Origin of the sequence: Streptomyces sp. NBC_01497, assembly GCF_036250695.1 — a bacterium.
Classification (GTDB): domain Bacteria; phylum Actinomycetota; class Actinomycetes; order Streptomycetales; family Streptomycetaceae; genus Streptomyces.
Genome location: NZ_CP109427.1, coordinates 3,497,765 through 3,521,817 on the forward strand (window position 1 = coordinate 3,497,765; position 24,053 = coordinate 3,521,817).

Genomic DNA, 24,053 nt, shown 5'->3' on the forward strand with positions numbered 1-24,053 from the left:
CAAACAACGACCAGCCACCCATCACCCCACCCAAACAGGCGAGTTCACTGGGGCCGGCAACCCGAAGACACCAAGCTTTCGCCCATGCCCTCAGACACCCAACAGCGTGCCCGACACATCCCGTCCACCCCTGCATTCCACGCCCCGAAGGACAGTACTAGCAGCAATGATCCGTGATCTGCCGAATAGTCAACGTTCCACCCTTGAGCAACCGGCACCAGACATTCGCTGATGAACCGGCCTCTGACCGGACCCCGAAGGACCCGGTAAGAAATGCTCCTTAGAAAGGAGGTGATCCAGCCGCACCTTCCGGTACGGCTACCTTGTTACGACTTCGTCCCAATCGCCAGTCCCACCTTCGACAGCTCCCTCCACAAGGGTTAGGCCACCGGCTTCGGGTGTTACCGACTTTCGTGACGTGACGGGCGGTGTGTACAAGGCCCGGGAACGTATTCACCGCAGCAATGCTGATCTGCGATTACTAGCGACTCCGACTTCATGGGGTCGAGTTGCAGACCCCAATCCGAACTGAGACCGGCTTTTTGAGATTCGCTCCACCTCGCGGTATCGCAGCTCATTGTACCGGCCATTGTAGCACGTGTGCAGCCCAAGACATAAGGGGCATGATGACTTGACGTCGTCCCCACCTTCCTCCGAGTTGACCCCGGCGGTCTCCCGTGAGTCCCCAGCACCACAAGGGCCTGCTGGCAACACGGGACAAGGGTTGCGCTCGTTGCGGGACTTAACCCAACATCTCACGACACGAGCTGACGACAGCCATGCACCACCTGTACACCGACCACAAGGGGGGCACCATCTCTGATGCTTTCCGGTGTATGTCAAGCCTTGGTAAGGTTCTTCGCGTTGCGTCGAATTAAGCCACATGCTCCGCCGCTTGTGCGGGCCCCCGTCAATTCCTTTGAGTTTTAGCCTTGCGGCCGTACTCCCCAGGCGGGGAACTTAATGCGTTAGCTGCGGCGCGGACCACGTGGAATGTGACCCACACCTAGTTCCCAACGTTTACGGCGTGGACTACCAGGGTATCTAATCCTGTTCGCTCCCCACGCTTTCGCTCCTCAGCGTCAGTAATGGCCCAGAGATCCGCCTTCGCCACCGGTGTTCCTCCTGATATCTGCGCATTTCACCGCTACACCAGGAATTCCGATCTCCCCTACCACACTCTAGTCTGCCCGTATCGAATGCAGACCCGGGGTTAAGCCCCGGGCTTTCACATCCGACGTGACAAACCGCCTACGAGCTCTTTACGCCCAATAATTCCGGACAACGCTTGCGCCCTACGTATTACCGCGGCTGCTGGCACGTAGTTAGCCGGCGCTTCTTCTGCAGGTACCGTCACTTTCGCTTCTTCCCTGCTGAAAGAGGTTTACAACCCGAAGGCCGTCATCCCTCACGCGGCGTCGCTGCATCAGGCTTTCGCCCATTGTGCAATATTCCCCACTGCTGCCTCCCGTAGGAGTCTGGGCCGTGTCTCAGTCCCAGTGTGGCCGGTCGCCCTCTCAGGCCGGCTACCCGTCGTCGCCTTGGTAGGCCATTACCCCACCAACTAGCTGATAGGCCGCGGGCTCATCCTGCACCGCCGGAGCTTTCCACGCACATCCCATGCAGGAGTGCGTCAATATCCGGTATTAGACCCCGTTTCCAGGGCTTGTCCCAGAGTGCAGGGCAGATTGCCCACGTGTTACTCACCCGTTCGCCACTAATCCACCCCGAAAGGCTTCATCGTTCGACTTGCATGTGTTAAGCACGCCGCCAGCGTTCGTCCTGAGCCAGGATCAAACTCTCCGTGAATGCTTTCCCCGTAAACGGGGTGACACCACTCGGAGCGGAACCACAGGAAGGAATAATCCCTGCGGTTCACAGCGTCCTCGCTGTGTTGTGTTACTTCAAAGGAACCTCGTCCACCGGAACCATCCGAAGATTCGGATCGCCCGGCATAATGGACGGGGTATCAACATATCTGGCGTTGACTTTTAGCACGCTGTTGAGTTCTCAAGGAACGGACGCTTCCTTTGGATTCCCTTCCGGGGCTCCTCCGGGCTTTCCCTTCGGTATTTCTTTGTCCTACTGTGTTTCCGTCTCGCTGTCCTGCGTTTCCGACTCTATCAGACTCTGTTTCGTCCGATTCCCCGTCGGAAGGGGTCCTGCCTTTGTCTTTCCGGCCCTTTCGCTCGGCCGTTCCGACGAGTGAGACTTTAGCGGGTTCAGGGGCTCCGACGCTAATCGGGGCTTCCGGTTCTTTCGAACGCGGATTCCTGCTTCCCCACCCCGTCGAAATCGCACGCGGAACAGTGCGACGAAAAGTCGCCTGCTCTTGATGGTTCCTGCGGAGTGGCTGTCCGGGGACCGACCTGGATCGGCGCTCACGTCGAACAACCCGGAGTACGTTACGGATCGGCGTTTGCCCTGTCAACTCGGGGGTAGCGCGCGTACTCTGTCGCCCATGACCTCGTGTGTACGTACTCCCCGCACCCATCAGTGGTGGGCCGCCTGACGGCGGCCGGTACACGCACGAACCCCACGGCCGCCGCTTCCCGGCGGCCGTTCCTGTTTCCCTCCGCTCCAGGTCCTCCTGGGGCCGGGGCCACACCGCCGGACAGGCGGTGGCCCTCGCAGGAGAGAAGCAGGAGACAGCTCATGACCACGATCTTCAGTGGGATCAAGCCGACCGGGCATCTGACGCTCGGCAACTATCTAGGGGCCGTCTCCCGGTGGGTCGGGATCGACCAGCACCGGGCGGACGCCCTCTTCTCCGTCGTCGACCTGCACGCCCTCACCGTGGAGCACGACCCGGCGCGGGTGCGCAGACTCAGCAGGCAGACGGCGACACTGCTGCTGGCGGCCGGACTGGACCCCGATGTCTGCACACTGTTCGTGCAGAGCCACGTGGACGAGCACGCGCGGCTGTCCTTCCTGATGGAGTGCGTCGCCACGGACGGCGAGCTGCGGCGCATGATCCAGTACAGGGAGAAGAGCGCACGGGCCGCGAAGTCCGGGGAGAGCGTGCGGTTCTCGCTGCTGTCGTACCCGGCCCTGATGGCGGCGGACATCCTCGCGTACCGGACGGACGAGGTCCCGGTGGGTGAGGACCAGAGGCAGCACGTGGAGCTCGCGCGCGATCTGGCGGTGCGGTTCAACCACCGCTACGGGCAGACGTTCACGGTGCCCCGTGCCGTCGCGCCCCAGGTGGGCGCGCGCGTCATGGATCTCCAGGACCCCACGGGCAAGATGGGCAAGTCGCACGCCGACGGCTCGGGGGTCATCTATCTGCTGGACGACCTCGCCGCCGTGCGGAAGAAGATCATGCGGGCCGTCACCGACAGCGGCCGCGACGTCGTGTACGACCGGGCGGAGCGGCCCGGGGTGGCCAACCTGCTGGACATCCTGGCCGCGTGCGGCGGGGGCGGCGATCCGGCCGCGCTGGCCGCTTCGTACGACTCTTACGGAGCGCTCAAGCGGGACACGGCCGAGGCCGTGATCGAGGTGCTGCGGCCCCTGCAGGAACGGCACGCGAAGCTGGCGGCCGATCCCGGTGAAGTCGAGGGAGTGCTGCGGGCCGGCGCCGGGCGGGCCCGGTCCGTGGCCCGGCCGGTCGTCGACGCCGCCTATGCCGCGATCGGGCTGCTGCCGGCGGTCTGAGGACACGGAGGCGTGGTCCGCCGGGGCGGGGGCCACACCTTCGTGGCGACGCCTCGTCCGTGGGACGGCTCCCCGTGGGACGGCTCCCCGTGGGACGCCTCGTCCGTGGACGGCTCCTCCGTGGACAGGCTCCGTGCTCGCCGTCCCCGACGTCCTCTTGGTGAGGGCGCGGGGACGGCGGGCATCCTGCGGCCGCCGCCGCCCGCCGCCCCGGCGGCGGCCGTCAGCCGTTGCCGGTGGCGAGTTCGCGGCTGCGGTTCCTGGCGGCTTCGATGGCGGCGATCAGTGCGGCGCGTACACCGTGGTCCTCCAGTTCGCGGATCGCGTTGATCGTCGTGCCTGCCGGCGAGGTGACCGCCTCGCGGAGTTTCACCGGATGTTCGCCGCTGTCCCGCAGCATCACCGCGGCGCCGATCGCGGACTGCACGATCAGGTCGTGAGCCTGCGCGCGGGGGACGCCGAGGAGGATGCCCGCGTCCGTCATCGCCTCGACCAGGAAGTAGAAGTACGCGGGGCCCGAACCCGACAGGGCGGTCGCCGCGTCCTGCTGGGACTCCGGGACCCGCAGGGTCTTGCCGACACCGCCGAAGATCTCCTCGGTGTGCGCGAGGTGTTCCGCGACCGCGTGGCTGCCCGCCGAGATGACCGACATGCCCTCGTCGACGACGACCGGCGTGTTCGGCATGACGCGGACCACCGGGACCCCGGACGCGAGCCGCTCCTCGATGTACGCCGTCGTGATGCCCGCCGCCGCGCTGATCACCAGGCGGTCGGTGGTGGTGTGCGGGGCCAGTTCGTCCAGCAGCTTGCCCATGTCCTGGGGTTTCACCGCGAGGATGAGGGTGTCGGCGCGCTCGGCCGCCTCCGCGTTGTTGACGTGTTCGACCCCGTACCGGTCACGGAGTTTCGCGCCGTGCTCCGGGCGCCGGGTCGTGACGAGCAGGTTCTCCGGCCGCCAGCCCGCGCGGATCATGCCGCTGAGCAGTGCCTCGCCGATCTTTCCCGTGCCGAGGACCGCGACGGTCCTGTTCGAGCGGGCCTGGTTCGTACCGGTCAATTCGGTCACCTCGCCGTGCGGATGGTGCGTACGGTTTCGTACGGGGTTCGTACCGGCCATCCTGACATCCATGACACCTGACTCCGCAGCGTCCGGGACCCCCTCGCAGCAGCCGGGGCCCGCTCGCGGGCCCGCCGGGGGCGGCACCGAGCGGCTGCTCGCGCGGTTCACCACCGCGCTGCCCCCGTACGTGTCCCATCTGTGGGCGCACGGCTCCCTGGCCATGGGCGACTACCAGGAGGGGCGCAGCGATCTCGACCTGGTCGCGGTGCTCGCTCCCGGCGCCGTCCTGGACGAGGCGCGGCGCGAGGAACTCGTGGAGCTGCACCGGGTGCTGGTGCGCGAGGAACCCCTGGCCGAGGGGCTGCACTGCTCGTACCTGGTCGCCGGGCGGCTCGCGGACGCCTCCCTCGACCACCTCACCTGGGCCCATGGTGAGCCCTTCGAGCGGCCCGTCACGCCGGTGTCCCGGCGCGAACTCCTCGACGCGGGGCGGGTCCTGCGCGGGGCGGCCCCCGACACCCTCCTGCCGCCGCTGCGGGCGGGGGAGCTGGCGGAGTTCGTCCGCCGTGACCTGCGGGCGTACTGGTACGCGCGCACGGCGGAGCCGGCGCTGTGGGGCGCGGACATCTGGGTCACGCTCGGCCTGCTCACCCTGGCCCGCGCGAGCGTCCTGCTGCGCGAGGACCGGCTCGTCACCAAGCGGGAGGCGCTGGCCGAACTCGGCCGCATGGGGGCGCCGTCCGCCGTCGTGGAGGAGGTGCGGGCCCTGCGCTACGACGCCGACCCCCGGCCGGCGCGCGAGCCGTGGCGGACCCGGCGCGGTGAACTGGCGCGGGCCTTCGTCCGGGCCGCGATCGAGCGGACACCGGGGGTCGTCGAGCGCGCGACGGGAGGCTGAGGAACGGATCGGCCCACGTCAGGGGTCATGCACCTATCAGGGGCATGCACGCATCAGGGGTCACGGGCGCGCACCTCACGCGCGGCGGACTCAGGACGGCCCGGGGGCCGCCGTCAGCCGGTAGGCGTCGTCCTCCGGGCGCCCCTCGGCGCGTACGTGCCCGAGCTTGTCCGGGTTGAGGACCCCGTCGATGGTCCTGATCCGGCTCTCCCCCACCGTGAACGCGTACACGGCGACGGGTCCCGTCACGACGTCGTACAGCAGCGCGCCGGGCGCTCCGTTGACGTCCCGCGCGACGAGGCGCATCCGCTCGGGGTCGAAGTTGCGCAGGACGCGGTTCATGAACGTGGCGACCTTCTCGGCGCCTATCACCGGCAGCCGCGCCGCGATGACCTTGCCGCCGCCGTCCGAGCGCAGCACCGCGTCGGGGTCGAGCACTTCGAGCAGCGCGTCGAAGTCACCGGCCATGACGGCCTTGAGGAACGCGTCGACCGCCCGGCGGCTCTCCCGCCGGTCCACGGACCTGCGCGGGGCCTCCGCGCGTACCCGGCGCCTGCCCCGCGAGGCGAGTTGCCGTACGGAGTCGGCGCTGCGGCCCACGACCTCCGCGATGTCCGTGAACGGCACCGAGAAGACGTCGTGGAGGATGAACGCCGTCCGCTCGGCCGGCGTGAGCCGCTCCAGGACGAAGAGCATGGCCGTACCGACGGACTCGTCCAGGGTGACCCGGTCCTCCGGGCCCACCTCCGTGACCAGCGGCTCGGGCAGCCAGGTGCCGACGTAGGCCTCCCTGCGGGCGCGCGCGGAGGTCAGCCGGTCGTAACAGATCCGGCTGACCACGGTGGTGAGGTACGCGTGCGGGGTCCTGGCCTCGTCGTCCGCGAGGGGTTCCCAGCGCAGCCAGGTGTCCTGGAGGGCGTCGTCGGCGTCGGCCACCGAGCCGGTGATCCGGTACGCGATGCCCCAGAGGCGGTCCCGCTCCTGCTCGAATACCGCTGGATCGGCCATGGATCGGCTCCCGGATGCTGTGGTGCTGCGCGCTGATGTGTCCCGCCTCACGAGTTTTTCGTTCTTCGGGCCCGACGTCCAAGTCCTCGGGCGTCTCATGACCAGTCGTGTGCGTTATCACCCCTGGTCGGAGCGGTCCGCTCAGTATTTACTTGCACGCGCGGAATATTTCACGTGTCGACTACCCTGGAAGGAGTACGGGAGAGGATTGCGGAACGCGCAGACGCGCCCACCCGAGGCCGCGGACAGCTGACCGTTCCCGCACGCAGCGGACCGCAGGAAGCAGCACGCGCAACAGGGAGGTCTCCACATGACCGCGACCGACCCGGCACTCACCGCCCTCGCCCAGGGCTGGTCGGCGCTCTCGGTGCTCCACGGCAAGATCGAGTCGCACATCGAGCGGCTTCTCCAGGCCGGACACGGGCTGAGCGTACGGGAGTACTCCCTGCTCAACACCCTCAGCAGGCAGCACGACGGCGACGGCGGCCACCTGCAGATGAAGCAGGTCGCGGACGCGGTCGTGCTGAGCCAGAGCGCCACCACGCGCCTGGTCAGCCGGCTGGAGGACCGGGGTCTGCTGTCCCGCTACCTGTGCCCGACCGACCGTCGCGGCATCTACACGGACGTCACGTCCGACGGCCTCGCGCTGCTGGAGCGTGCCCGCCCCACCAACGACGCCGCGCTGCGCGACGCGCTGGCGGAAGCCGCGCGCAACCCCGAGCTGGCGCCGCTGGTGCGGGCCATCGAAGAGGCGGGGATCCCGCTGGCGTCGGCTCCCGCGGCCCTGCCCGCCGGGGCCTGAGCCCCTGACGCTCCTCCGCACTGCCGGGGCGCGCCGCGGGAGACGGGATGTGCCGCGCGACACTCGTGTCCCGCGCCGGAGCCGTCCCGCGCCGTAGAGGTTCCGCGCCGTAGACGTTCCGCGCGTCCGTGTCCCGACGCGTCCCGACGCCGCGCGAGCGCGCGCTCACACGGGGCGCGTGTTCACACCGGGCGCCTCACGACCACCAGGTCGCTCACGTACGACTCCTCGACCGCCCCGTCCGGGAAGACCTTCAGCAGTTCGGCGCGCTCGGCCGCCAGGAACGCCGCCGTCGAGCTCTCGCCGAGGACCCGGAAGACGCTGTGGCTGGCGAAGTTGTCGAGGTGCGCGTCCAGCGTCACCGTCCTGCTCCAGGGCACCCGGCGCCCCTCGAACTCGACGCCTTCCGGCAGCAGCGGCCCCTGCTCCCGCGCACCGTGGATGCCGTGGCCGCCGTCACCGCCGTGCGCGCGCAGCCGCGCGTCCTGGGCGGCGACCCACGGGACGGAGTGGTCCGAGACGTTCCAGAACAGGGCCAGCGCACCGCCCGGCCGCAGGACGCGCATCGCCTCGCCGAAGGCGCGCGCCCGGTCGGTCCAGTGCCAGGACTGGGCGTACGTGACGAAGTCCGCGGACTCGTCCACGAGCGGCAGCGCGTCGCCGAGGGCCCGGACGAGCGGCACGTCCGGCAGCACACTGTGCAGCCGCCCGGCCATGCCGGGACCGGGCTCCACGGCCGTCACCCGCGCGCCGCGCGCGAGCAGTGAACGGGTGGCGATGCCCGTACCGGCCCCGACGTCGACGGTCACGGAACCGGCGAAGGGCCGCCCACCGGCCTCCTCGACCGCGTCGAAGAGGGCGGGCGGGTAGCCCGGCCGCGAGGTGTCGTACAACTCGGCGACGGCGTCGAAGGAGAGAGCACGGGCGGTCACGGGCGTTCCTTTCCTGCGGGTGGAGGGACGTGTGCCTCGTACGGGCGGGGTTCGGGTCGGGGCCTTACGCCTCCGTACCGGGCGGGTGGCCTGCGCGTCATGCCCGGGGACGCACGTGTTCGGGAGCGCGGTGCGCCCCGCCTCTCAGGTGCGTCTCGTCTTCGCGCCCGGCTTCCCGCCCGTCTTCCCGCGGTGGGTGGCGGTGGCGCCGGCTTCAGCGTCGCGGACCGGCACGGCCGGCGCGTTCGCCGCGCGCTTCTTGTGGCCCTTCACGCCCGGGCCGCCGCGCGTGGTGTGCCGCTTCTCGTACGCGGCGACGGCCGCCTCGTACTCACGGCGTCGCAGCCCTTCGCCGGGCGCCTCGGTGAGCGAGCGGACGAAGTAGGCGAGGAGGGAACCGATGAAGCCGATCGCCTTCAGGCCGCGCAGCGACTCCTCGCGTGCGGGATCGGCCGGGCGAACCGAGAAACCGGCCCAGGTCCTGCGGAACGCGACGAAGCCGCACACCGCGAACATCACGACGACGAGCACGCCCACGAAGGAGCCGACGTCGGCCAGCGCGATCCCGTCGTACGCGAACCGCAGGACGGCGCACGACGCGGCGGCGGCGAGCAGCGAGCCGGCCGCAGCGGCGACCCGCCGCGCCCCGTACCCGCCGTCGTGGCCGACCCAGGTCGTCCCGAAGAACCGCAGTCCCTCGGGCAGGGGCCCGGGCGCGGTCCGGTCCCGCGCACTCCGCGCGCTCCGCTCGTCCGGCGCCTCGGGGCGCTGCTGCTCGCTCACACCTCGATTATCCCCGCCCGGCCCGCCGCTTTCGGCGGCGGCTCCCGCAGGACCCGCCGCCGGAGCGCCATCCGGGCGCCACCGGGGCGGCGGGAGACCGGCTCAGTCGCAGCGCGGCGCGATGAAGCCGTCGCTCCCCGTGTGCACGTACGCGTCCGACACGAACTGGCCGTTGGCGATGTTGTCCCAGATCCGGGTCGTGCCGTACGGGCCGGTCTCCGTCGTCCCGTACATCTGGCAGTTGACCGAGACCGACGCCCCCACCGGCAGTATCCGGACAACGCCGTGGTTGGTGCCGGGGCCGCTGCGGACGTTGACGCTGTAGCCGGGCGCGATCGGGTAGTGCGTGGCCACCACCGCCAGTGCGTGCACCGCCGGCGCCTCGACCGGGTCCGCCGTCGCCGCCCCGGCCGCCGGTTCCGGGCCCGTCCCGGTGTCCGCGACCGCCTCCGTGAGCGGCTTCTCCGCTTCCCCAAGTGTCATCGTGCTCCCCCTCCTTGACCGTGCTCACTTCCTGCTCGGCACGCTAGCAACCGGTGGCTGGATCGCATGCGTCATCGACTATGGTCGGTGCGTCGCGCAGCGCACCAACCTACGGGGGTGGGTATGCAACCGCTGCCCCACGCCGCTGACCCCACGCGCCTTGCCCCTGCGCAGGGACATCCCGACTACGCGGGCCGCTACCCGCTGGAATCCGTGCTCGGCAGTGGCGGCATGGGAGTGGTCCATCTGGCCACCTCCGGCTCCGGTCTGCGCCTCGCGGTGAAGGTCGTCCACGCGCAGTACGCCTCCGACCCGGAGTTCCGGGCCCGTTTCCGGCAGGAGATCGCCGCGGCCCGTCGGGTCAGCGGCGCGTTCACCGCGCCCGTCGTGGACGCGGACCCGGACGCGGAACGGCCCTGGATGGCCACGCTGTTCATCGACGGGCCGACACTGGCGGACCGGGTGAAGCGGGACGGCCCCCTGGGAGCCGGGGAGTTGGCGCGGCTCGGCGCCGGACTCGCCGAGGGGCTGCGGGACATCCACCGTGCCGGGGTCGTCCACCGCGACCTCAAGCCGAGCAATGTGCTGCTCGCGCCAGACGGGCCGCGCGTCATCGACTTCGGCATCTCCCGCGCGGCCGACAGCGATCTGCGCACCGAGACCGGCAAGTTGATCGGTACGCCGCCGTTCATGGCACCCGAGCAGTTCCAGCGCCCGCGCGAGGTCGGTCCGCCCGCCGACGTGTTCGCGATGGCGGCGGTGCTGGTGCACGCCGCGACGGGGCGGGGCCCGTTCGACTCGGAGAGTCCCTATGTCGTCGCCTACCAGGTCGTGCACGACGAGCCCGACCTGAGCGGGGTGCCCGCCGCGCTCGTGCCGCTCGTCCGCCGCTGCCTCGCGAAGGATCCCGGTCACCGGCCGACACCGGACGAGGTGATGGCCGAACTGCGCCCGGTGCGCACCGCGTCGACCTCCCTCGTACCGCACGCACCGCAGGCTCCTCCCCCACCGCGGCACACGCCGGAAGCGCCGGACTCCGAGCAGACCCGCGTCCCGCACGGCGCTGGGCGATCCCCCCGGGCGGCGGACGCACCGCACGCGTCGCCCGCCCGGACGGTGGACGGCGCCGCGCCCGCCGCCGACGCGGCCACCCACCCGCGCGCCGAACGCCCCCTCGCGGGCGCGGCGGGCCGGGTGGCGCGACGGCCGCGCACGGTCCGGCGGGGCGTCCTCGCACTGGCCGGCCTGCTGGCCCTCGCGGTGGCCGCGGCCGGTTACGCGGGACTGCGGACGGCCGACGCCGAACCCGGCGGCGCCACGGGCGGCGGATCGGCCGCCCACGCCTTCCACCCGTGGCACACGGCGCTGCGCACCGGCACCGGCACCAGCCGCACGCCGGTCTGCGCGGCCGGCCCGGCCCCCTCCGGCGCCCTGTACTGCTCGGCCCCCGGCGTCCTCGCGGCCCGGCTGAACCCCGCCGACGGACACCTCACCTGGTCGGTGCGCGGGCGCGCGACGGCCGACACCGTCGCCGGCGACACCGCTCCCGTCATCTCCGGCGGGCTGCTGTACGTCACCTCCGCGACGGGCGGGGAGCGGCTCGAAGCGCTGGATCCGGCCACCGGCCACGTGCGCTGGTCCACCTCCGTCGCCGGTTTCCCGACCGTGCGGCACACCCCGGGCGCCGTCCTGCTCGTCTCCGCCGACGGCCGGAGGGTCCGCTCGCTGGACGGTGCGACGGGCGCTGTGCGCTGGACGCGGCCGCTCGCGGCGCGGAGCACGGTGTGGGCCGACCCGGACGGTGCGGGACGCGCCCTGTACTCGGTGGCGCCGGCCCCGGACGGGACGGCGTCGACGCTGAGCGTGCTGGACCCGGCCACCGGCTCGGTCACCTGGTCCGCCCGGGTCGAGGGCGCGCTCAGCCCGGTGCGCGAGAGCGGCGGGACCCTGTGGGCCCTGTCCCAACGGGCCGACGGGACAACGGACTCAGTGGTACGGATCGACGCCGGCGGCGCGCAGGCACCCTCGGCGGGCGAACGGGCCGGCGGGCGCGCGGACGGCGCCACCGGAACCCGCGCCGGAGCGTCCGGCCCGACCGTCCGGCGGGTGCGCCTGCCGGACCCGGTGGACCAGGCGCAGGCCACCGTCACCGGCGGGATCGCCTACGTCATGTCGTACGCCGGAACGCTGACCGCCCTCGACACCCGCGCCGGGGTGCCGCGGCCCGTGCTGTGGACGCTGGAGACGGCCGTGACCCGCGCGTCCCGGCCCACCGCCGACGGTGACGGCCACGTGTACGTGATGGCGGGCGACGGACGGCTGCTCGCCGTCGACGCCCGGCGCGGCACGCTCCTCGCGCAGACGGCGCCCCGGCTCGGCGCGCAGCGGTCCACCGTGGCGGCGGCGCTGCCCGCGCCGTTCGTCACGGCGGGCGGGGCCGAAGTGGTCGCCTCCGCCCCGGACGGCTCGGTCTTCGCGGTGGACGCGCGACGCCCCTCGGACTGGTAGTCCGAGGGGCGTCGTCCGGGCGTGTGCCCCGGGCCGCGCGGTGTTCAGCCCAGGCGGGAGACGTCGCGCACGGCGCCGCGGTCCGCGCTCGTCGCCATCGCCGCGTAGGCCCGCAGCGCCGCCGACACCTTGCGCTCGCGGGCCTTGGGCGCGTAGACGCCGTTCAACTCATCGCGCCGCGTGGCCAGTTCCTCGTCACTCACCAGCAGGTCGATCGCGCGCGCCGGGATGTCGATGCGGATGCGGTCGCCGTCGCGCACCAGCGCGATCGTGCCGCCCGACGCCGCCTCCGGTGACACATGGCCGATCGAGAGGCCCGACGTGCCGCCGGAGAAACGGCCGTCGGTGATGAGCGCGCAGCTCTTGCCGAGGCCCCGGCCCTTCAGGTACGAGGTCGGGTAGAGCATCTCCTGCATGCCGGGGCCGCCCCTGGGGCCCTCGTAGCGGATGACGACGACGTCGCCGTCGGTGATCTCCTTGCGGAGGATCTTCTCGACGGCCTCCTCCTGCGACTCGCAGACGACCGCGGGACCCTCGAACGTCCAGATGGACTCGTCGACGCCGGCGGTCTTCACGACACAGCCGTCGACGGCGATGTTGCCGCGCAGCACACCGAGGCCGCCGTCCTTGCTGTACGCGTGCGCCACATCGCGGATGCAGCCGCCGGCCGCGTCGGTGTCCAGCGAGTCCCACCGCTCGGACTGCGAGAACGCCTCGGCGGAGCGGACGCAGCCCGGCGCCGCGTGCCACAGGTCGAGGGCCTCGTCGGAGGGGGAGCCGCCGCGCACGTCCCAGGTCTCCAGCCAGGCCTTGATGCTCGGCGCGTGGACCGTGTGCACGTCCTCGTTGAGGAGGCCGCCCCGGTACAGCTCGCCGAGGATCGCGGGGATGCCGCCCGCGCGGTGCACGTCCTCCATGTAGTACGTGCCGCCGGGCGCCACGTTCGGCGCGACCTTCGCGAGGCACGGCACCCGGCGGGACACCGCGTCGATGTCGTCCAGGCCGTAGTCCACGCCCGCCTCCTGCGCGGCGGCGAGCAGGTGCAGGATCGTGTTCGTGGAGCCGCCCATGGCGATGTCCAGCGCCATCGCGTTCTCGAACGCCGCGTGCGTGACGATGCTGCGCGGCAGGACCGAGTCGTCGTCCTGCTCGTAGTACCGCTTCGCCAGCTCGACGACGGTCGCGCCGGCCCGCTCGTACAGGCCGCGGCGCGCGGTGTGCGTGGCGAGGACCGAGCCGTTGCCCGGCAGGGCGAGGCCGATGGCCTCGGCAAGGCAGTTCATCGAGTTGGCGGTGAACATGCCGGAACAGGAGCCGCAGGTGGGGCAGGCGTTCTCCTCGATCCGGAGCATGTCCGCGTCGGAGACCGACTCGTCCACCGCGTCAGACATGGCGTTGATCAGGTCGAGCTTGCGGACGGTGCCGTCCACCAGCGTGGCCCGGCCGGCCTCCATGGGGCCGCCGGAGACGAAGATCGTGGGGATGTTGAGGCGCATCGCGGCCATCAGCATGCCCGGCGTGATCTTGTCGCAGTTGGAGATGCAGATGAGCGCGTCCGCGCAGTGCGCCTCGACCATGTACTCGACGGAGTCGGCGATCAGATCACGCGAGGGCAGCGAGTAGAGCATGCCGCCGTGACCCATCGCGATGCCGTCGTCCACGGCGATCGTGTTGAACTCGCGGGGCACCGCGCCCGCCGCCTTGATGGCCTCCGAGACGATCCGGCCGACCGGTGCGAGGTGCGTGTGCCCGGGCACGAACTCCGTGAACGAGTTGGCCACGGCGATGATCGGCTTGCCGATGTCCTCGCTCGCTACGCCCGACGCCCGCATAAGGGCGCGCGCGCCCGCCATGTTGCGGCCGTGGGTGACTGTGCGGGACCTCAGCTCGGGCATCGTCGCTCGCTCCTTCAGCAGATGCGTCAACAGCAATGGCTTCGGTCGAGCGTACGCGCCGCCTCCAAGATCCGGACACGCCGTCCGGAATGCGGGACGGCAGGTCCTCGGTCCCGCGGGCCGGGGACGGGCGCCGATCCGCCGGTGGGCAGACCACCTCATGCGCGACGCGGGTGGTTCGGGGGGCGCCCCCACCCGCAGCAACCGGGGCGCGCCCCACCCAGGACCGCTCCGCGCGCGCTCAGTGCTCCGTCAGGTACCGCTGCAGCGTGGGGGCCACCTTGCGGACGATCTCCTCCGCGTCGGCGCTCGCCAGCGGCTCCGCGCGCAGGACGTAGCGGAGCATCGCGATGCCGACCATCTGCGAGGCCGCGAGCTCCGCGCTCAGCGTCGGGTCCGGCACGTCCAGCGCCCGGGCGATCGGCTCCAGCAGTTCGCGCACCACGAACAGCCGCAGCATCTCCCCGGCCGTCTCGTTCGTGAGCGCCGAGCGCACCACCGCGAGCAGCGGCGCCCTGGTCTCCTCGTTCTCCCACACCCCGACGAAGTACCGGGTCAGCCGCTCCCCGATGGTGTCCCGGTCACCGCCGAGGACGCCGGAGACACCGGCGGCCGGCTCGAAGGAGACCGCGATCGCGGCGCCGAAGACCTGCTCCTTCGTACCGAAGTAGTGGTGCACCAGCGCCGGGTCCACGTCGGCCGCCTTGGCGATGCCGCGCACGGACGTCCTGTCGTAGCCGTGCTCCGCGAACTCTCCGCGTGCCGCGCCGAGGATGCGCTCCCGGGCGCCGGGCCCCGCCTCGGTGGCGGCCCGGGCGGGGCGGCCCCGGCCTCGCCGGCCGGGTGAGGGCGCGGGCGTGGGCGTGGAACCGGTCACGCGGAGCCGCCGATGCGGCCCGTACGACCACCCCGGCCCGCACGGCCGGCGCGCGGGCCGCGCCCCGTACGCGAGGTGCCGGGGGAGGCGTCGGCCTGGGCCGCCCCGCGTGCGCGCGGGGCGGCGGCGGGGCCCGTACCGCCGGCCCCCGGGTCCTTCGCCACGAACGCGGCGGCGCCGGCGCCCCTGAGGTGGTGCCGGGCGAACGCGAGCGCCTCCGCGAGGTCCGCCTCGCGCTCCGCGCCGGACATCGCGCGGCGCGTGTTCACCTCGATCACCACATGGCCGTCGAAGCCGCTCGCGGCCAGGCGGTGCAGCAGCTGTGCGCACGGCTGGTCTCCGCGCCCGGGGACCAGGTGCTCGTCCTTCGCCGAACCCTTGCCGTCCGCGAGGTGCACGTGCCCGAGCCGGTCGCCCATCCGGTCGACCATCGCCAGGGTGTCCGTGCGCGCGGTCGCCGTGTGCGAGAGGTCGACGGTGAAGTGCCGGTAGTCGTCCTTGGTGACGTCCCAGTCGGGCGCGTACGCCAGCATCTCGCGGTCCCGGTAGCGCCACGGGTACATGTTCTCGACCGCGAATCTCACATCGGTCTCGTCCGCCATGCGCCAGATTCCGGAGACGAAGTCCCGGGCGTACTGGCGCTGCCAGCGAAACGGCGGGTGCACGACGACGGCGGAGGCGCCCAGCTTCTCCGCCGCCGCTCTGGCGCGCTGGAGCTTCGTCCACGGGTCGCTGGACCACACGCGCTGCGTGATCAGCAGACACGGCGCGTGGACGGCGAGAATCGGCACCTCGTGATAGTCGGAGAGCCCGCGCAGCGCGTCGATGTCCTGGCTGACGGGGTCCGTCCAGACCATGACCTCGACGCCGTCGTAACCGAGGCGTCCCGCCATCTCGAAAGCCGTCGCGGTCGACTCCGGATAGACCGAGGCCGTGGACAGGGCGACCTTCGCGTCCGAGACGCGCATCGCTGGATCTGCCGCTGGATTAGCCACCCAGCCAGAGTACGGGCCCGCCCGGGCGGGCACGGCCCGGTGCCCGGGGTCCCGCGCCGGGCCTCCCCGCGCGGGACATGAGCCGAACAGGCCGAACGGGAAGAAGGGGTGGGAAAAACACCGCGCGGCGAACACCCGTCGGACGGGCCGGACACGCACGCGCCGAGCGGGGCAGCCAGGACGTCCGGGCATGACCGCCGCACGCGGGGGCGACCGGTCCCGGCAGCACACGAGCGGCCGGCTCCGGGGCGCCCAGGCCGCCCCGGAGCACTGACGCCACCGGGGCGCTGACGCTGCCGGGGGCCGCTCACGTCACCGGGGGCCGCTCACCGGGGGCCGCCGCTCACGTCGCCGGCATCCGCTCAGGTCGCCGGCATCCGGTCCAGGCGGCGCAGGATCACACCCTCCCGCAGCGCCCAGGGGCAGATCTCCAGCACCTCGACGTCGAACAGGTCCATCGCAGCCTCCGCGACCAGCGCGCCCGCGAGCAGTTGCGGCGCGCGGCCGTCGGAGACGCCGGGCAGGTCCGCGCGCTGTTCCGTGGTCATGGCCGCCAGTTTCGGCACCCATTCCTCCAGTGACGAACGACTCAGCTGGCGCTGCACATAGGGGCCGTCGGCGGAGCGCGCGGCGCCACCGATGCGCGCGAGCTGCCGGAACGTCTTGGAGGTGGCGACGGTGTGATCCGGGCCACCCAGACGGCTGAACTCGCCGACCGTACGGGCGATCTCGGCCCGTACGTGACGGCGCAGCGCCCGTACGTCCGTGGCGTCGGGCGGGTCGCCGGGCAGCCGGCCCGCGGTGAGGCGGCCCGCGCCGAGGGGCAGCGAGACGGCGGCGTCGGGCGCCTCGTCGAGCCCGTACGCGATCTCCAGTGAGCCGCCGCCGATGTCGAGCACGAGGAGCCTGCCCGCGGACCAGCCGAACCAGCGGCGGGCGGCGAGGAAGGTCAGACGGGCCTCCTCGGCGCCGGTGAGGACCTGGAGGTCGGCGCCCGTCTCCGCGCGGACCCTGGCGAGGACGTGGTCGGCGTTCGTGGCCTCGCGCACGGCCGAGGTGGCGAAGGCCAGGACGTCCTCGCACCCCTTGTCCTCGGCGGCCTGGACCGCGTCGGCGATGGTCGCGACGAGCCGGTCGACGCCCTCGGGTCCTATCGCGCCGTCCTCGTCGAGGAGCTCGGCGAGCCGCAGCTCCGCCTTGTGGGAAAAAGCCGGCAGCGGCCTGGCACCCCGATGGGCGTCGACCGCGAGCAGATGCACGGTGTTCGAACCGACATCGAGGACTCCGAGTCTCATGAGCGGAACCGTACCCGCGGCGGCGGACTTACCCTTGGGCCCGTGCCTAAGACGAACAAGACGAAGCCGGGCAAAGCCGAGCAGGCGAAGGACCGGAAGAAGTCGAAGAAGCAGAAGGCGGACGCCGTGAGCGCCGTCGCCCCGCCCGCCGGCGCCGCCGCCCGCACCGGTGACGAGCAGGGCCTCGATTTCGCGCGCGCCTGGGTGGAGTTCCCGGATCCGGCCGACGACGAGCAGATCTTCCGCTGCGACCTGACCTGGCTGACGTCGAAGTGGACCTGCATCTTCGGCAGCGGGTGCCAGGGCATCCAGGCGGGCCGCGCCGACGACGGCTGCTGCACCCTGGGCGCGCACTTCTCCGACGAGGAGGACGAGGAGCGGGTGGCGGGGCACGTGGCGCGCCTGACCCCGGACGTCTGGCAGTTCCACGACGAGGGCACGGGGAGCGCCGGCTGGACGCAGGAGGACGAGGACGACGGAGAGCGGCAGACCCGTGTCTTCAACGGCTCGTGCATCTTCCAGAACCGGCCCGGTTTCGCCGGCGGCGCGGGCTGCGCGCTGCACATCCTGGCGCTGCGGGAGGGCCGGGAGCCGCTGGAGACGAAGCCGGACGTGTGCTGGCAGCTCCCGGTGCGGCGGACGTACGACTGGATCGAGCGGCCGGACGACACGCGGGTGCTGCGGGTGTCGATCGGCGAGTACGACCGCCGCGGCTGGGGCCCCGGCGGCCACGACCTGCACTGGTGGTGCACGTCTGCGACGTCGGCGCACGGCGCGGGTGACCCGGTGTACGTCTCGTACCGCCCCGAGCTGACGGAGCTGATGGGCAAGGAGGCGTACGACGTGCTGACCCAGCTGTGCGAGCGCCGCACGGCGAGCGAACTCCCGCTGGTCGCCCCGCACCCCGCGGACCCGGCGGTCCGCTGACGCTCCGGCACTTTCGCGCCGGGAGCGACTGGACGCCACGGGTCCGCGGGAACGCCACGGGTCCGCCGGAAACTCCCGGGACCGTCCCCACCGCGCCGTGCCACCCGTGCCGTCCCGGTCGCGACCGCCCGGTCCGGGGCCGTTCCCCCCGTGCCCTGCCACCCGTGCCGTCCCGGTTGGGGCCGCCCGGTCCGGGGCCTCGACGGGACCGCACAGGCGCCGGGCGCTCAGCTCGCGGACGGTGGCGGCGTGTCAGCTCGCGGACGGTGGCGGCGTGCCGGGGTCGTCGGTGGTGGAGGGCGGTGTGGCCGGCGGGTCCGGGGTGGTGCCGCCCGAGGCGGGCGACGTGGGATCGGTCGTCCCGGTGCCCCCCGTACCCGAGCCGCCGCCGCTCCCGCCCGTACCGCTGCCCGTACCGCCCGAGGGGGTGCCCGGATCGGACGGCGTCCCGCCCGTGCCGGGATCTCCGGTGCCGCCGGGGCTGCTCGGGGAACCGGGGCTGCCGGAGGAACCGCCCGGCCGGCCAGGCCCCGTACCGCCTCCGCCGTGATGACCGCCGCCGTGGCCCCCGTGACCGCCGGATCGGCCGGGGCGGCCGCCACCACCCCCGGAACCGCCGCCCGGCGGGTCCTGTGGGTATCCGTAGCCGTCCACCAGCACCACCGCGCCGGTCGGGTGCAGCGCGATCCGCACGCTCCACGGGCCCACCGGCTCACGCGCGTGGTCGACGCTCACGTACAGCGTCACCGAGCGGCCCGGCGCGAGCGTGCCCGACGACCGGCTGAGGGAGATCCAGCCGGCGCCGACGCTCGCCGCCCAGGCGACGGGCGCGCCGGAGGCGGTGAGAGTGATCGTCGTACGGCCCGACGACGTCTCCGCCACGATGCCGAGCGCCCCGGGAGCGACGGCACCCGGACGGCCCGCGGGCAGGCCGGTGCCGTTGCTGACGACCTTGACGGAGACGTCGGAGCCCTGGGCGCCGTGGCCGCCGTCCGCCCGCCGGGCGCCCGTGCGCTCGCTCGCGCTGCCCGCGTTCTCGAAGCGGTCGTACCCCTTGCCGTCGTGCGACGACGGCTCGCCCGGATCGCCCGCGCTGACCGACGGGCCGCCGTGCCCCTCACCGGTGTCGGGCGCTCCCCTGTACGCGGCCCACATGGCGAACACCGGCGCCGCGATCACGGTCGCCACGACGGTCGTCGTCACGGCGCGCGACCTGAGGCGGTCGCGGCGGGCCGCCCGGTCCCTGGGGTCCAGCGGAAAACCGTCGCGCCCGAAGCGCGGCGCGGTGGCCCTGGTCGTCGGCGCGTGCAGCATCGCCGCGTACGCGACGGCCCGGTCGACCTCCACGAGCGGCAGGACGGCGGGCGCCCTGCGCCCGGCCCGCGGGGTCGTGCCCGGCCAGGGTCCGGCCGCCTCCACCCGCTCCGCCGTGTGCCGGCAGCGCGGGCAGTCGTCGACGTGCCGGACGAGTTCCCGCCGCAGGGTCGCCGAGAGCAGCGCCCCGCTGTCAGCGGTCAGGCGGGCCACGGACGGGCAGGCGCCCGTCTCGACCACGGCGAGCGCGGCGCGGGTCCGCTCGACCTCGATGGCGGCCGTGGACAACAGCCCCCGGGCGGCGGTCGGTTCCATGGACAGGACGGCCGCGACGCCCTGCGGGCCGAGCTGGTGGCGGACCGCGAGTTCCAGGACCTCGCGCTGTTCGGGCGTCGTGCCCGCGGCCTCCGGCCAGGCGAGCAAGGCCAGTTCACGCCGCTGGAGTTCCTCGGCGGCCGGGTCCGCCTGCCCGGCCGGCACCGCGCCGGGCAGGGGGGCCTGCGCCTTCCGCACCGCCCGGTGCCCGGACCGGATGCCGGGGCCGCCGGTGCGCGACGCCGCGCCGGCCGCCGCCTGCGCGTGCGTCCCGCCACGGCTGCCGCCCTGGTCGACGTGGCGGCCCGCGCGCTGCCTGGCGAGTCTGCGCAGGCACGCCCAGCGCGCCAGCGCGTAGAGCCACGCCTTGCGCTCGGCCTCGGCGGTCGGCGAACGTCCGTACTGCCGCTCGGAGATGGCCAGCACCTCACCCAACACCTGCATGGCCGCCGCGTGCTCGCAGAGCACGGAGAGGCAGTAGGTGAACAGGCCGTCCAGATAGGGCTCGTAGCGCGCGGGCGGCCTCGGCGCCGCCACCCGGGGCGCACGATGGGGCGCGTGGTGCGCGCCGCTGCTGTGCAGGGAGGTATCGGGGCTGCTGCTGGTCACCTGGCGACGGTAGACACCTGAGCGTGTGCCCTTCGCACCTCTTGAGCGCATTTAATCCGTACGGGTGAATGAACCCTCTGAAAGGGGACAAGAATCGTCACTTCACTTACGACTGTCGTAAACGGTTGAACCATCCTGACAGCCGTCCCGGACGCGCGCCGGGGTCATCGCGCGGTGCGCCGCCCGTGCGCCAGCAGCGCGATGTGCGGCAGCGCCAGCGACCCGTCCTCCTCGGTGAACTCCCCGCACAGGACGTCGTAATGGCGCCTGATCTCCGCGATCGTCCCGGGCGGCTGGCCGGCCACGGTCTGCCCGATGGCCGCCACCCCGTTCGCCGCGCCGCCCCACCACTCCTCGCGGGTCGTGCGGTGCTTCCACTCCACGGACGCGCACACGACGTCGGTGAGACCCGCCGCCGTCAGCAGGGCCGCCAGCCCCTCCTCGGTGCGGGGGAAGTCGAACGCGCCCTCCAGCATGGGCAGATGGCCCGGCCTGCGGGCGCCCGCCGCCTCCACGGCGCGGCCCAGCAGAGCCCGTCCCGGCGATCCTGCGGCGCTCCAGATCGTCAGCGCGACCCGGCCGCCGGGCCGCGTGAGGCGGCACAGCTCGGCCGCCGCGGCGCCCGGGCGACCGACGTGGTTGAGCACGAAGTTGGCGACGACCGCGTCGAACGACGCGTCGTCGTAGGGAAGGTCCGGCAGCGCCCCGGGCCGTACGTCCGCACCCGGCAGCGCCAGCGCGGCGAGCGCGACCATGCCCGGCTCCGCGTCCACGGCGGACACCCGGGCACCGCGCCCGTGCGCGGCGGCGGCCACCGTGCCAGGACCGGTGCCCACGTCGAGCACGGCGGTGCCCGCCGCGACACCCGCCGCGTCCAGCAGCATCGGCACCGGGTGGGCGCAGAGTTTGGCGAAGCTGTCCGCGTACGCCGCCGCGCGGCCGGCCCAGATCCGCCGTTCCGCCGCGTCGAACGCGGTCGGCGCCGGCCCGGCGCCCGCCACTGCCGAAACCGGCCCGGCCGGCCCGGCACCGACCACGACGGCTGCTGCCGTTCGGCCCGTCCCGGCAGCCGCTCCCCCGTCCGTGCCCGTACCGTTGCCCGCTCCCGCGTCCGGTCCCGTCGCCGTCATCCGCGCGCCACCCTCCCCTGGTTGTCCGCCACCGGTCACCGGCGGCCCGCCCCCTCGGGTGCGGCGCGGGACGCGCCCACGTCCGGCACACGCCCGGCTCAGGCCACCGACCGGTGACCGGGCCGCCCTTCGCGCAGGGCCGCGTAGTCCGGCAGCCGGACGGCCGCCGCCTTGGCGAACTGCGCTGCCATGATCCTCGCCATCGGCCAGTGGCGCATCGAGCGCATCGACATGTCACGCAGCGCGATCCCCGTCCGGCTGCGCGGCGCGTATCCGCGGGCGCCGCCCGGCGGGAGTTCCTGAGCCTGCCGTACGTACGGCCGCATGACGGAGTCGTACGCGGCGAACGCCGCGCGGTGCTCGCCGCCGGCCGCCGCCAGCTCCCCGGCCAGTACGTACGCGCCGACGAGCGACAGACTCGTGCCGAGGCCGGTCAGCGGGGTCGGGCAGTACCCGGCGTCGCCGAGCAGCGCGGTGCGCCCACTCGTCCAGCGGTCCATCCGCACCTGGCCCATCCAGTCGAGTGAGAACTCCTCTGCGCCGGGCAGGGCTTCGAGCAGCCGGGGCACCTCCCAGCCGAGCCCGGCGAACCGTTCGCGCAGCAGCGCGCGCTGCGCGGCCTGGTCCCCCCGGGCGACGGCGAGCGGCCCGGAGCGGAAGCTCAGCGGCGCCTTGATCTCCCCGGGCCCCCGCCCCGGCCGCGCGGAGGCCACCAGCCCGCCGGGGGCGTTGTGGGCGAGGTACCAGCCGTCGAGGTCGATACGGGGGTCCACCGCGGAGAACAGCTTCCCCGCGTTCAGGGAGATGATGGCCGAGGGGTACGACTTCGACCTCGACGCACTCTTCGAGTTCGGCCCGCAGCGGCTTCTCGACGGCACGGCCCCGCTCCTCGGGGACCCGGCCCCGCGTCCGCGCAGCCCACACCCGTAGAACCCGGGCGCCCGCGCGCCGGTGAACCCGGGCGCCCGCGCGCCGGTCCCGGTCAGGCCGCACGCGTGGCACCCGCGCCCGTTGAAGTCCGCGTCCCCGCGCACTCCCGCCGGCGTCCCGCGCGCAGCCCCACGTATCCGTCGCCGCACCTCCTCGGGCGCGAACGCCCGGGGCAGGGCCCGCCGGGGCTGTCGGTGGGGGGCTATACGGTGAGCGGCATGGCCACCACCCGTACGAAGACCGCCAGGGACAGGCCGTCCTACCGCTGCACCGAGTGCGGCTGGACGACCGCCAAGTGGCTGGGCCGCTGCCCCGAGTGCCAGGCGTGGGGCACCGTCGAGGAGTACGGCGCGCCCGCCGTGCGGACGACGGCGGCGGGCCGCGTCACGGCGGCGGCCGTGCCCATCGGTGAGGTGGACGTCCGGCACGCGACGGCACGCTCCACGGGTGTGCCCGAGCTGGACCGGGTGCTGGGCGGCGGTCTCGTACCCGGCGCGGTGGTACTGCTGGCCGGGGAGCCGGGCGTCGGCAAGTCGACGCTGCTGCTGGACGTGGCGGCGAAGGCGGCGAGTGCGGAGCACCGCACGCTCTACGTCACGGGTGAGGAGTCGGCGAGTCAGGTGCGGCTGCGCGCCGACCGCATCAAGGCCCTCCACGACGACCTGTACCTGGCCGCGGAGACGAACCTGTCGTCGGTCCTCGGCCATCTCGACGCGGTGAAGCCGTCCCTGTTGGTCCTCGACTCGGTGCAGACGGTGGCCTCCCCCGAGATCGACGGCGCGCCCGGCGGTATGGCGCAGGTGCGGGAGGTCGCGGGCGCGCTGATCCGGGCGTCGAAGGAGCGCGGCATGGCGACGATCCTGGTCGGCCACGTCACGAAGGACGGCGCGATCGCGGGGCCGCGCCTGCTGGAGCACCTGGTGGATGTCGTGCTCCAGTTCGAGGGCGACCGGCACGCCCGGCTGCGGCTGGTGCGGGGCGTCAAGAACCGCTACGGGACGACGGACGAGGTCGGCTGCTTCGAGCTGCACGACGAGGGCATCACGGGCCTCGCGGACCCGTCGGGCCTGTTCCTGACGCGGCGCGACGAGCCGGTGCCCGGCACCTGCCTGACGGTCACACTGGAGGGCCGCCGCCCGCTGGTCGCCGAGGTCCAGGCACTGACCGTCGACTCGCAGATCCCGTCGCCGCGCCGCACGACCTCGGGCCTGGAGACCTCGCGCGTGTCGATGATGCTGGCGGTGCTGGAGCAGCGGGGCCGGATCTCCGCGCTCGGCAAACGCGACATCTACACCGCAACGGTCGGCGGGGTCCGGCTGACGGAACCCGCGGCGGACCTCGCGGTGGCGCTGGCGCTGGCGTCGGCGGCGAGCGACACCCCGCTGCCGAAGAATCTCGTGGCGATCGGCGAGGTCGGGCTCGCGGGCGAGGTCAGGCGGGTCACCGGAGTGCAGCGCAGACTGGCGGAAGCACACCGACTGGGCTTCACGCACGCACTCGTGCCGACCGACCCGGGCAAGGTCCCGGCCGGTATGAAGGTCACGGAAGTGGCCGACATGGGCGACGCGCTGCGTGTCCTGCCGCGCCGGGCTCGCGCGGACGCCCCGCAGGGCGAGGATGTGCGCCGGTAGACTT

The 24,053-nt window shown here is 72.9% G+C and carries 18 protein-coding genes and 1 rRNA gene; 6 read left to right on the forward strand and 13 right to left on the reverse strand.

All coding sequences use genetic code 11. From position 1 onward, the window contains the following. Positions 1 to 284: 284 nt before the first annotated feature. Positions 285 to 1,809 (reverse strand): 16S ribosomal RNA (locus OG310_RS14930). 846 nt (positions 1,810 to 2,655) lie between these two features. On the opposite strand from OG310_RS14930, the gene trpS reads away from it, so the two are divergent. Next, positions 2,656 to 3,657: a tryptophan--tRNA ligase gene (gene trpS / locus OG310_RS14935; RefSeq protein ID WP_329456369.1), complete on the forward strand. Its 1,002-nt coding sequence runs from the start codon at positions 2,656 to 2,658 to the stop codon at positions 3,655 to 3,657. A gap of 223 nt (positions 3,658 to 3,880) precedes the next feature. On the opposite strand, the gene proC is transcribed toward trpS, so the two are convergent. Beyond that, the gene (gene proC, locus OG310_RS14940) at positions 3,881 to 4,774 is read right to left on the reverse strand and encodes a pyrroline-5-carboxylate reductase (RefSeq protein WP_329456370.1); all 894 of its coding nucleotides are present in this window, start codon (positions 4,772 to 4,774) and stop codon (positions 3,881 to 3,883) included. A 10-nt stretch (positions 4,775 to 4,784) separates the two neighbouring features. On the opposite strand from proC, the gene OG310_RS14945 reads away from it, so the two are divergent. Beyond that, a complete protein-coding gene (locus OG310_RS14945; protein ID WP_329456371.1) occupies positions 4,785 to 5,615 on the forward strand; it encodes a nucleotidyltransferase domain-containing protein in 831 nt (276 codons plus the stop codon). A gap of 90 nt (positions 5,616 to 5,705) precedes the next feature. On the opposite strand, the gene sigJ is transcribed toward OG310_RS14945, so the two are convergent. Further along, entirely contained in the window at positions 5,706 to 6,623 is a 918-nt protein-coding gene (sigJ, locus tag OG310_RS14950; protein ID WP_329456372.1) for an RNA polymerase sigma factor SigJ, read from the reverse strand. Between the two features lie 310 nt (positions 6,624 to 6,933). Between sigJ and OG310_RS14955 the strand changes: the two genes are divergently transcribed. Beyond that, the gene (locus OG310_RS14955) at positions 6,934 to 7,425 is read left to right on the forward strand and encodes a MarR family winged helix-turn-helix transcriptional regulator (protein WP_329456373.1); all 492 of its coding nucleotides are present in this window, start codon (positions 6,934 to 6,936) and stop codon (positions 7,423 to 7,425) included. Between the two features lie 182 nt (positions 7,426 to 7,607). Here OG310_RS14955 and OG310_RS14960 read toward each other — a convergent pair whose 3' ends face one another. The 3 genes from OG310_RS14960 to OG310_RS14970 all read right to left on the reverse strand — a co-directional run bounded on the left by OG310_RS14960 (position 7,608) and on the right by OG310_RS14970 (position 9,623). Beyond that, positions 7,608 to 8,357, reverse strand: a complete 750-nt coding sequence (locus OG310_RS14960; protein WP_329456374.1) for a class I SAM-dependent methyltransferase — start codon at positions 8,355 to 8,357, stop codon at positions 7,608 to 7,610. A 144-nt stretch (positions 8,358 to 8,501) separates the two neighbouring features. Continuing rightward, positions 8,502 to 9,062, reverse strand: a complete 561-nt coding sequence (locus OG310_RS14965) for a hypothetical protein (RefSeq protein ID WP_329460191.1) — start codon at positions 9,060 to 9,062, stop codon at positions 8,502 to 8,504. A 180-nt stretch (positions 9,063 to 9,242) separates the two neighbouring features. Then, the gene (locus OG310_RS14970; RefSeq protein ID WP_329456375.1) at positions 9,243 to 9,623 is read right to left on the reverse strand and encodes an SH3 domain-containing protein; all 381 of its coding nucleotides are present in this window, start codon (positions 9,621 to 9,623) and stop codon (positions 9,243 to 9,245) included. A 123-nt stretch (positions 9,624 to 9,746) separates the two neighbouring features. Between OG310_RS14970 and OG310_RS14975 the strand changes: the two genes are divergently transcribed. Then, positions 9,747 to 12,131: a serine/threonine-protein kinase gene (locus tag OG310_RS14975; RefSeq protein ID WP_329460192.1), complete on the forward strand. Its 2,385-nt coding sequence runs from the start codon at positions 9,747 to 9,749 to the stop codon at positions 12,129 to 12,131. A gap of 44 nt (positions 12,132 to 12,175) precedes the next feature. Here the strand turns inward: OG310_RS14975 and ilvD are convergent, their stop codons facing one another. The 4 genes from ilvD to OG310_RS14995 form a co-directional block, all read right to left on the reverse strand. Next, positions 12,176 to 14,026 carry a dihydroxy-acid dehydratase gene (ilvD, locus tag OG310_RS14980; RefSeq protein ID WP_329456376.1) on the reverse strand — a complete coding sequence of 617 codons (1,851 nt, stop codon included), beginning with the start codon at positions 14,024 to 14,026 and terminating at the stop codon, positions 12,176 to 12,178. A 241-nt stretch (positions 14,027 to 14,267) separates the two neighbouring features. Continuing rightward, positions 14,268 to 14,903, reverse strand: a complete 636-nt coding sequence (locus tag OG310_RS14985) for a TetR/AcrR family transcriptional regulator (RefSeq protein WP_329456377.1) — start codon at positions 14,901 to 14,903, stop codon at positions 14,268 to 14,270. Beyond that, a complete protein-coding gene (locus OG310_RS14990; protein WP_329460193.1) occupies positions 14,900 to 15,871 on the reverse strand; it encodes a sugar phosphate isomerase/epimerase family protein in 972 nt (323 codons plus the stop codon). Before OG310_RS14990 ends, OG310_RS14985 begins: the two co-directional genes overlap by 4 nt. Positions 15,872 to 16,260: 389 nt before the next feature. Further along, positions 16,261 to 17,193: a Ppx/GppA phosphatase family protein gene (locus OG310_RS14995; protein WP_329456378.1), complete on the reverse strand. Its 933-nt coding sequence runs from the start codon at positions 17,191 to 17,193 to the stop codon at positions 16,261 to 16,263. 42 nt (positions 17,194 to 17,235) lie between these two features. Between OG310_RS14995 and OG310_RS15000 the strand changes: the two genes are divergently transcribed. Next, the gene (locus tag OG310_RS15000; protein ID WP_443078641.1) at positions 17,236 to 18,120 is read left to right on the forward strand and encodes a hypothetical protein; all 885 of its coding nucleotides are present in this window, start codon (positions 17,236 to 17,238) and stop codon (positions 18,118 to 18,120) included. A 252-nt stretch (positions 18,121 to 18,372) separates the two neighbouring features. On the opposite strand, the gene OG310_RS15005 is transcribed toward OG310_RS15000, so the two are convergent. From OG310_RS15005 to OG310_RS15015, 3 genes are all read right to left on the reverse strand, one after another. Then, positions 18,373 to 20,358 (reverse strand): BACON domain-containing protein, encoded by a 1,986-nt coding sequence (locus tag OG310_RS15005; RefSeq protein WP_329456379.1) that lies wholly within the window; start codon positions 20,356 to 20,358, stop codon positions 18,373 to 18,375. A 164-nt stretch (positions 20,359 to 20,522) separates the two neighbouring features. Beyond that, positions 20,523 to 21,488, reverse strand: a complete 966-nt coding sequence (locus tag OG310_RS15010) for a class I SAM-dependent methyltransferase (RefSeq protein WP_329456380.1) — start codon at positions 21,486 to 21,488, stop codon at positions 20,523 to 20,525. Between the two features lie 98 nt (positions 21,489 to 21,586). Continuing rightward, complete coding sequence (locus OG310_RS15015; RefSeq protein WP_329456381.1) at positions 21,587 to 22,366, reverse strand: hypothetical protein; 780 nt, start codon at positions 22,364 to 22,366, stop codon at positions 21,587 to 21,589. A gap of 270 nt (positions 22,367 to 22,636) precedes the next feature. On the opposite strand from OG310_RS15015, the gene radA reads away from it, so the two are divergent. Continuing rightward, positions 22,637 to 24,049 (forward strand): DNA repair protein RadA, encoded by a 1,413-nt coding sequence (gene radA, locus OG310_RS15020; protein ID WP_329456382.1) that lies wholly within the window; start codon positions 22,637 to 22,639, stop codon positions 24,047 to 24,049. Positions 24,050 to 24,053: the final 4 nt, after the last annotated feature.

Coding starts and splice junctions, on each gene's coding strand:
- trpS (WP_329456369.1), top strand. CDS start 2,656: ATGACCACGATCTTCAGTGGGATCAAGCCGACCGGGCATCTGACGCTC.
- proC (WP_329456370.1), bottom strand. CDS start 4,774: ATGGCCGGTACGAACCCCGTACGAAACCGTACGCACCATCCGCACGGC.
- OG310_RS14945 (WP_329456371.1), top strand. CDS start 4,785: ATGACACCTGACTCCGCAGCGTCCGGGACCCCCTCGCAGCAGCCGGGG.
- sigJ (WP_329456372.1), bottom strand. CDS start 6,623: ATGGCCGATCCAGCGGTATTCGAGCAGGAGCGGGACCGCCTCTGGGGC.
- OG310_RS14955 (WP_329456373.1), top strand. CDS start 6,934: ATGACCGCGACCGACCCGGCACTCACCGCCCTCGCCCAGGGCTGGTCG.
- OG310_RS14970 (WP_329456375.1), bottom strand. CDS start 9,623: ATGACACTTGGGGAAGCGGAGAAGCCGCTCACGGAGGCGGTCGCGGAC.
- OG310_RS14975 (WP_329460192.1), top strand. CDS start 9,747: ATGCAACCGCTGCCCCACGCCGCTGACCCCACGCGCCTTGCCCCTGCG.
- ilvD (WP_329456376.1), bottom strand. CDS start 14,026: ATGCCCGAGCTGAGGTCCCGCACAGTCACCCACGGCCGCAACATGGCG.
- OG310_RS14990 (WP_329460193.1), bottom strand. CDS start 15,871: ATGCGCGTCTCGGACGCGAAGGTCGCCCTGTCCACGGCCTCGGTCTAT.
- OG310_RS14995 (WP_329456378.1), bottom strand. CDS start 17,193: ATGAGACTCGGAGTCCTCGATGTCGGTTCGAACACCGTGCATCTGCTC.
- OG310_RS15010 (WP_329456380.1), bottom strand. CDS start 21,488: ATGACGGCGACGGGACCGGACGCGGGAGCGGGCAACGGTACGGGCACG.
- radA (WP_329456382.1), top strand. CDS start 22,637: ATGGCCACCACCCGTACGAAGACCGCCAGGGACAGGCCGTCCTACCGC.